This window comes from Bacteroides sp. CAG:633, assembly GCF_000435115.1.
Lineage (GTDB): Bacteria > Bacteroidota > Bacteroidia > Bacteroidales > Bacteroidaceae > Bacteroides > Bacteroides ndongoniae.
The window spans coordinates 6,433-14,343 of sequence record NZ_FR883122.1 but is presented as its reverse complement, the minus strand read 5'-3'; the positions used below and the strand labels follow the sequence as shown (position 1 = coordinate 14,343).

At 44.7% G+C, this 7,911-nt stretch carries 6 protein-coding genes and 1 pseudogene; 3 read left to right on the top strand and 4 right to left on the bottom strand.

Going from position 1 to position 7,911, the window contains the following annotated elements; all coding sequences use genetic code 11:
• The first annotated feature begins 36 nt into the window (after positions 1 to 36).
• Positions 37 to 1,248 (top strand): TlpA family protein disulfide reductase, encoded by a 1,212-nt coding sequence (locus QVP67_RS12285; protein ID WP_022163860.1) that lies wholly within the window; start codon positions 37 to 39, stop codon positions 1,246 to 1,248.
• A 22-nt stretch (positions 1,249 to 1,270) separates the two neighbouring features.
• A complete protein-coding gene (locus tag QVP67_RS12280) occupies positions 1,271 to 2,521 on the top strand; it encodes a TlpA family protein disulfide reductase (protein WP_022163859.1) in 1,251 nt (416 codons plus the stop codon).
• An 85-nt stretch (positions 2,522 to 2,606) separates the two neighbouring features.
• Here QVP67_RS12280 and QVP67_RS12275 read toward each other — a convergent pair whose 3' ends face one another.
• The 3 genes from QVP67_RS12275 to QVP67_RS12265 all read right to left on the bottom strand — a co-directional run bounded on the left by QVP67_RS12275 (position 2,607) and on the right by QVP67_RS12265 (position 5,280).
• Positions 2,607 to 3,161 carry a DUF3332 domain-containing protein gene (locus QVP67_RS12275; protein ID WP_022163858.1) on the bottom strand — a complete coding sequence of 185 codons (555 nt, stop codon included), beginning with the start codon at positions 3,159 to 3,161 and terminating at the stop codon, positions 2,607 to 2,609.
• Positions 3,162 to 3,414: 253 nt separating this feature from the next.
• Positions 3,415 to 4,614, bottom strand: coding sequence for a molecular chaperone DnaJ (dnaJ, locus tag QVP67_RS12270; RefSeq protein ID WP_022163857.1), 1,200 nt, complete (start codon positions 4,612 to 4,614; stop codon positions 3,415 to 3,417).
• Positions 4,615 to 4,641: 27 nt separating this feature from the next.
• Entirely contained in the window at positions 4,642 to 5,280 is a 639-nt protein-coding gene (locus tag QVP67_RS12265; RefSeq protein ID WP_022163856.1) for a nucleotide exchange factor GrpE, read from the bottom strand.
• A 218-nt stretch (positions 5,281 to 5,498) separates the two neighbouring features.
• On the opposite strand from QVP67_RS12265, the gene QVP67_RS12260 reads away from it, so the two are divergent.
• Positions 5,499 to 7,115, top strand: coding sequence for an ABC-F family ATP-binding cassette domain-containing protein (locus QVP67_RS12260; protein WP_022163855.1), 1,617 nt, complete (start codon positions 5,499 to 5,501; stop codon positions 7,113 to 7,115).
• A gap of 101 nt (positions 7,116 to 7,216) precedes the next feature.
• On the opposite strand, the pseudogene QVP67_RS12255 reads toward QVP67_RS12260, so the two are convergent.
• Positions 7,217 to 7,911, bottom strand: a pseudogene (locus tag QVP67_RS12255) (leucine-rich repeat domain-containing protein); the annotation flags it as partial.

Here is a 7,911-nt window from a genome sequence, read left to right as displayed (position 1 = left end):
GGGGAGGCGTTGGTTAAACTAAAAAACATCTATGTTATGAAAGCCTTGTTATACGTGTTTATGTCGCTGTTCGTATTGGGCAGCTTCCTCCCTCAGCAGGGAAACGATGAGACCAGAAACGTGACGGTCATTGTACATTTGGACGACCAACTTTCACAAGTGGAACAGACCGTTTATCTCCACTCATATCTTTCGTGGGTGTCGGGCGGAGAGATGAATATCTGGGACTCGGTACGGACAGAAAAAGGACAGAAAACAGTGGAACTGCAAGGGCTTCTGCTTCTTGAAAATAGTGTACGTATCACCTTCTCTAAAGAAGGTCCCAATGACTTGGTTGTTTATTTGATCCCCAACGATACGGTGGAAATAGAGGCTTTCTATGATGATATGGATCAGGTCACTTATAGAAAAGCGTTGAAGGGAAAAGTGCATAACGAGATTATAGGGTTTAATATGATGTCCAGAAGCATGTGGCAAACACGGCATCGGCTGGAGGATGAGGGGAAAAAGGACAGCCTTCTTCTGTGGGACCGCATGATGGTGGATTACTATTGCAATCAAGTCAAACAGAATCCGCATTATGTTTCAGCCAGTTTAGCGCGAGTGTTTTTGCAGGTGAATTTTAAAGATTACATCAGTGAAGACAGCGTGATGGCTTTGAGGCAGTATATTGCAAAAAAGTGGCCGAACGATATACGAGCCATTCAAGTAACTCAGAAAAAAGTAGATAATTCGCAATCGGAAAGAAGCCTGAGAACCCGCCGTCGAATCAGTGACGTGAAGAGAGAAAAGGCCGTTTATCAGATGGCCAGAAAGAACACGGAAATAGGGAAAACGCTGTCGCTCAATCTGGAAAGTGCGGACGGTGGGAAAGTAGCCCTGTCCGACCTGAAAGGGTGCCGCTACATTTATGTGGACGTATGGGCCACGTGGTGTAAGCCCTGTCGTGCTCAGTTCCCGTACGTCAAGCAGGCTTTGGCGAAGTATCCGCAGGACTTGAAAGTGTATGCCGTCTCCATTGACAACAATCGTACCGGGTGGCGCGAAAGTATCGTAAAAGACTCTCTGCAAGCTTTTGTCAATGTCATCGGTACGGACAACAACCGGAACCAGCTTCCGGAAGTGGCACGCTTGGGCGTGAAACTGATACCACGTTCTTTCCTGCTGGACAACCATTGCCGGATTGTGGCGAAAGACTTGCACGGCGAGGATTTGATACAGAAATTGGATAGTCTGATGGCGCAATGAAGAAATTTACAAATAGAATCTTATGAAAACATTGCTTTCTGCCTTCTTATGTTTAACTCTTTTGGCTCTGACTTCAAGTAAAGGCTCTGAAAAGAACTTTTGTATTACAGTGACAGCAGATAGTTCCTTATGCATTCCGTCGCAATATGTATATCTTCATTATTTACGTTATAATGAATGCTACATAGAAGATTCGGCTTTGTTGTCGCCACAAGATAAGACTGTGCATTTGTATGGATTTGTACCCGAACAAGAAATGGTATCTCTTTTATTTGAAAAACAAGGTCCGGGAGAAGTGGATATAGTTGCAACTCCCGGAGATAGCATTTCTATTCACATCAATGATGCGGATTGGCAAAATGTGGTTATGAAAAAAGTAGTAGGTTCGCCTGCGACAAATGAAGAAGCCGATTATTTTAACCGCAGAGACAGTTTGTTACAACAGAGATTTGGCTTATTGGAAAAAATGACTGTCTATCAAACGGATTCAAGCTATCAGGTATTGACTGCTGAAATTAAAGAAATAGAAGCAAAACTCAGACGTAATGAAATCCAATCTCTTAAAAGCACAACTTACCCTTATATAGCATGGTTGCGTGCAGTTTTATTGTCTGTCAATGATTATGGTGAAGATTCTGTAAAGAAAATGAGAGCAGAAGTCATTTCGCGTTTTCCTCTTTATAAAAAAATGTGGCGACTGAAACCCGATAGGAAAAGATGTCCGCCCGGTAGCGAAGAATCGCGCCAAAATCTGGCGAGATTAAGTGCAATACGGGCAAAAAAGAGGGTATTAAAAAACCAAAAGAAAGAATCGATGCCAGTGAGTCTGGACATGCAAAATGAACTGGAAGTTACCGGAAGATATGCACTTTGGAATATAGAAGTATCTGATACAAACGACGTTACAAGACAACTTCCTATTCAGACAGAGAAATATGTTTTCGTAAACTTTTGGGCTACATGGTGTGTGCCCTGTCTGCTCAATTTGAAATTTATCGATCAGTTGCCAGAGAAATATGGGGAAAAATTGTTGATATACAATATTTCATTGGATAACAACAAAAAGAAGTGGAAAAACACCATCCAAACACTCAATCCTAAAATCTATAACTTATCGGGGATAAACAGTCAAGGAGAATTGTATAGAAGCATTGAGCGCTTGCATATAGAAACGGTTCCTGCGAATTATCTGATTGGTCCTGACGGGAAAATTCTTTTTGTGGATATATCTAAAAAGAAACTGGTTCATGTGTTAGACAGTATATTCAATTAAACAAAGTTTCGCCGGGTACAGCCTTCCCGCATAGAAATGTGTGCAGGACTTGTGCTGTTACCCGGCGAAACTTGTATTATGAAAATTAGCGGGCGGCGTAATAAGTGTTCACCATAGTAGCCTGGCGGGCAGTTGCTACGCCTTGTGCATCCAAGGTGACGTTCATGGCCTCTCCGTTGGGCAGATACATCTGTGCGGTGCCGTCGTTGTTCATTTGCAACAGTTCGGTGCTTACTCCGTCTGCTACCACGTTCCAGGTGTTAGCCTCTTTGTTGTAGACCAGTTCCATGGAGAGATTCTCTCCTTCTTTGGTAATGGAGTATCCGTTTTCGAGTGTCTTTACCAGATAATCACCGTTTTCACCTTTCACCTTCTTAATGTCGCCTACGCTGGCCATCGGATTGCTGCCGCTCCAGAATTCAATGGAGTTAATGACAACTGCATCGGCCAGATAGCATACTCCGTACACAGGGATGATGTTGCATGCCAGATATACGAGTTCGTTGACAAATTTGTTGCCAATACTTTGATTCCAGTTGACCAACTTGCTATGCAAGCCGAATGAACCTACACAAGAACTTAAGAGAAAAGCACCGCAGATCATTACGGTAGCTGCCATTTTAAGATTGATTTTTTTCATAACGTAATCTTTTTAATACTGTGTGTTTAGGGAATAAACGTCCCTTGTCGAAGTTCTATTCCATTGCAAATATAGCATTTTTTGTGATAGTTGTATCGTTGAAGCTTCAAAAGAATATCATATTATATAAAAAAAGGCATGGACCACAACCGAAGTAAGCTGATGAAGAATCGAAAATCCTTCAGACCTTCTTGGGGTGGGCCATGCCTTTTCAGGACAGTTTCTTATACTTTTATACAGTGCCTGCTGTTATTTAGTCGAACAGGCTTCTGAACTTTTTGAATATCTTTTCTTTGATGGAAGTGTTGGGCTTGAAGTTGTCCGAGTTCTCCATTTCCTCCAGTTGTTTCTTTTCGTCTTTGCTCAAAGTTTCGGGAACGTATACGCTGATATTCACAAGCAGGTCGCCTGTTCCATATCCGTTTACGCTCGGCAGACCTTTGCCACGCAGGCGAAGCACTTTGCCCGGTTGGGTTCCCGATTCTATTTTTACTTTTACTTTTCCGTCGATGGTCGGGATCTCCACAGTTCCGCCCAGTGCTGCGGTAGGGAAGCTAAGCAGGAGATTGTAGATCAGATCGTTTTCGTCGCGGATCAGTTCCTTGTCAGCTTCTTCCTCTATCAGAATCAGCAAATCGCCGGGGATGCCGTTGTGCTTGCCGGCGTTTCCTTTTCCGCTCATGGAGAGTTGCATGCCTTCGGCCACTCCAGCCGGAATCTTTACGGTTACTACTTCTTCTCCGTAGACAATTCCTTCACCGCCACATTCCTTACATTTGTTTTTAATGATTTTGCCTTCACCGCCACAGGTAGGACACGTGCTGCGTGTCTGCATGGTGCCAAGAATTGTCTGCTGCTTGCGAATGACTGTACCACTGCCGTTACAGGTCGGACAGGTTTCGGTTCCGCCGTTTCCTTCTGCTCCCGTGCCATGGCAATGACTACAGGGAACATATTTCTTCAGCTTGAACTTCTTTTCTACTCCGGTTGAAATTTCTTTCAGATTCAGTTTAACCTTTACCCGCTCTTTCAGATTCAGTTTACCCTTTCCCCGCAGGTCGGAGCCGCGATAGCGACGCTGCTGCGCACCTCCGTCACCGCCAAATCCTCCGAATCCGCCTCCGAATCCGCCGTGGCCGCCAAAAATATCGCCAAACATGGAGAAGATATCATCCATTGACATACCACCGCTGAAGCCTCCGAACGGTCCGCCGTTGCCGGCTGCTCCGCTTACTCCGGCATGTCCGAACTGGTCGTAACGGGCCCGTTTTTCCGGATTGCTCAATACGTCGTAAGCTTCGGCTGCTTCTTTGAATTTTTCTTCCGCTTCTTTATCGCCCGGGTTTTTGTCCGGGTGATATTGGATGGCTTTCTTTCGATAAGCCTTCTTTATTTCGTCTGCAGATGCTTTTTTGTCAACGCCTAATACCTCGTAGTAATCTCTTTTTTCCATATTACTTAAGTTTCGCAAGTGTCATTTTTATTCTCCGACTACCACTTTGGCATGACGGATAACTTTGTCATTTAGAGTATAACCTGTTTGAACGCAATCCAAAATCTTTCCCTTCAGGTTTTCTGTGGGAGCCGGAATGACGGCGATTGCTTCATGGAAGTCTGTATCGAGTTCCTTTTCCTGTGTCTCGATGACTTTTACTCCGTTCTGTTCCAGTACCTTCATGAATTTGTTGTAGATAAGCTCAACGCCTTCTCTGACTGCTGCTACATCGGTGGCAGTCTCGATATTCTTAAGGGCACGCTCAAAGTCGTCGACAATAGGCAGAATGCTGCTGATGCTTTTTTCTGCTCCGTTCAGGATGAGTTCGGCTTTCTCCTTCATGGTCCGTTTGCGGTAGTTGTCAAATTCGGCCGACAGGCGCAGATATTTGTCTTTTTGCTCTTCGAGCATGTGCTGGGCTTTTTCCAATTCCTGAGCCAGCTTTTCCTCGTTACTCATGGAAGTGTTTTCTTCCTCACGAACTTCATTCTGATCTGTTGCAACCTCTTCCTGCTCGTTAGGGCGGGCATTCTGAGTACCCAGATTCTCTTCTCTGTTGTTTTCTTTTTCTGGATTCATATTGTTATTATGCTTATTGTTTCTGTAATATTTTTTATCTTTCATCGTTTCTAAGGTTTAAGTTTTGCATTTTCTTAGTTTCTGTTCCTACAAAAACTTTGCCAAAAATGCTTTTGTACAAAAACGCTGCAAAGTTAACACTTTTATGCCAGATTGACAGCGTTTCTCTGTTTCTATTCCTGAAATAATCGTATCTTTGCCGGCAAAATGAATGAATATAGGGTATTAGCTCGTAATTTGTAAATAAATTCAAAGATAGGAAGATGATTACAGTCTCGAATGTTGCAGTGCAATTTGGTAAAAGAGTGTTGTTTAATGACGTAAATCTGAAGTTTACGAACGGTAATTGTTATGGTATAATTGGGGCGAATGGAGCCGGAAAATCAACTTTTTTGCGGACGATATCCGGGGAGCTGGAGCCAACAAAAGGTTTGATTACATTGGGACCCGGAGAACGGCTTTCCGTTTTGAGTCAGGACCACTTCAAGTGGGATGCTTTCACGGTGATGGACACTGTGATGATGGGCCATACTGTCTTGTGGGACATCATGAAGCAGCGCGATGCATTGTATGCCAAGGAAGACTTTACCGACGAGGATGGATTGAAGGTTTCCGAACTGGAAGAGAAATTTGCCGAACTGAACGGATGGAATGCCGAAAGTGACGCTGCGGCTTTGCTGAGTGGCCTGGGCATAAAGGAAGACAAGCACTATGTGATGATGGGCGAACTGAACAATAAGGAGAAGGTGCGTGTGATGTTGGCGCAGGCCTTATATGGAAACCCTGACAACTTGCTGCTTGACGAGCCTACCAACGACTTGGATATGGAAACGGTCACCTGGCTGGAAGAGTATCTTTCGAACTTTGAACACACGGTGCTGGTTGTCAGCCACGACCGACATTTCCTGGATTCGGTTTGTACGCATACGGTGGACATCGATTATGGTAAAATAAACCTTTTTGCCGGTAACTATAGTTTCTGGTACGAGTCCAGCCAGCTGGCGCTTCGTCAGCAGCAGAACCAGAAGGCCAAAGCTGAAGAGAAAAGAAAAGAGCTGGAAGAATTTATCCGTCGTTTCAGTGCCAATGTGGCCAAGAGCAAGCAGACGACCAGCCGTAAGAAGATGCTGGAGAAACTGAATGTAGAAGAAATCAAGCCTTCTTCACGCAAATATCCGGGCATTATTTTTACGCCGGAACGTGAACCGGGCAACCAGATTCTGGAAGTGTCGGGCCTGACGAAAACGTTGGAAGACGGTACGGTACTGTTCCGCGACGTGAACTTCAATGTCGAGAAGGGAGACAAGATTGTCTTTCTGTCCCGCGATCCGCGTGCGATGACTGCTTTGTTTGAGATCATCAACGGAAACATGAAGCCGGATGCCGGACGTTACAATTGGGGTGTTACCATTACTACGGCTTATTTGCCGCTGGACAATACGTCGTTCTTTAATACTGATTTGAATTTGGTAGACTGGCTGAGCCAATATGGCGAAGGCAATGAAGTCTATATGAAGAGTTTCCTGGGTCGTATGCTGTTCTCGGGCGAAGAGGTGCTGAAGAAAGTCAGTGTGCTGTCCGGAGGCGAGAAAATGCGTTGTATGATTGCCCGTATGCAATTGCGTAATGCAAACTGCCTGATACTGGACACTCCGACCAACCATCTGGACCTGGAATCCATTCAGGCCTTCAATAATAACTTGAAGATTTATAAGGGCAACGTTCTTTTCTCTTCTCACGACCATGAGTTCATTCAGACCGTTGCCAACCGTATTATAGAGCTGACGCCCAATGGCATCATTGACAAGATGATGGAGTATGATGAATACATCACGTCAGATCATATCAAGGAGCTGAAGGCACGTATGTACGGTGCCTGATAGGAAAATGAAGAATGATGAATGGTTAATGATGAATGAAGAATGATGAATGAAGAATTGAGTTGTCATTTACCATTAACCATTAATCATTCTTCATTTTTTTATTTTTTCTGATAGATCAGCTTGTCGTTATTGTTTCCGAACAGGTTGTCTCCTAAAGTTGTGATGCTGTTGCCTGTTGCTACGACGTGGCGCAGATTGTCACAGTCCATAAAGGCACCGTATTCGATGGCCGTCACGCTGGCAGGAAGCATCAGTGTTCCGCACAGGCGGGTACAACCACTGAACGCACGCTGACCGATGGTTTTCAGCCCGTGTGGCAGCTTTATATTCAACAGATACTTTTTCTGTGTAAAGGTATAATCAGGAATGGCAGTTGCATTGCACTGCGTCAGGTCGATGGAAACCAGATTGGGCATATAGTCCCGTATCAGTGTAAAGTCTGCTTCGTCCAGTTTTCCCTCTACGGTCAGGAAGTTCACTTCTTTGGGCTGGATGCCTTTTTTTACCAGTTCGCTTGCCAGGCTTCCCATGGCACCTACTTGCACGGTAATGCCTAAGGGCTCTCCTTCGATAAAGGCAAACGTTCCCCAGTTGTCTTTTACCCTGTAGGTATCGCTGCATCCCAGCGGCACAAAAATGGCGGTTATGCTATCGGCCAAGGCCTCTTTGAGCAGGTTGGGAGGTGTCTTTTTGCGTATCTGGCAAATCTTCAGGTTCTTGCAGGCCTTGAACGCCGCATCCTCTATGTTTTTAGTCTTATCGGACAGAATTACGCGGGTCAAAGACTCTTTCC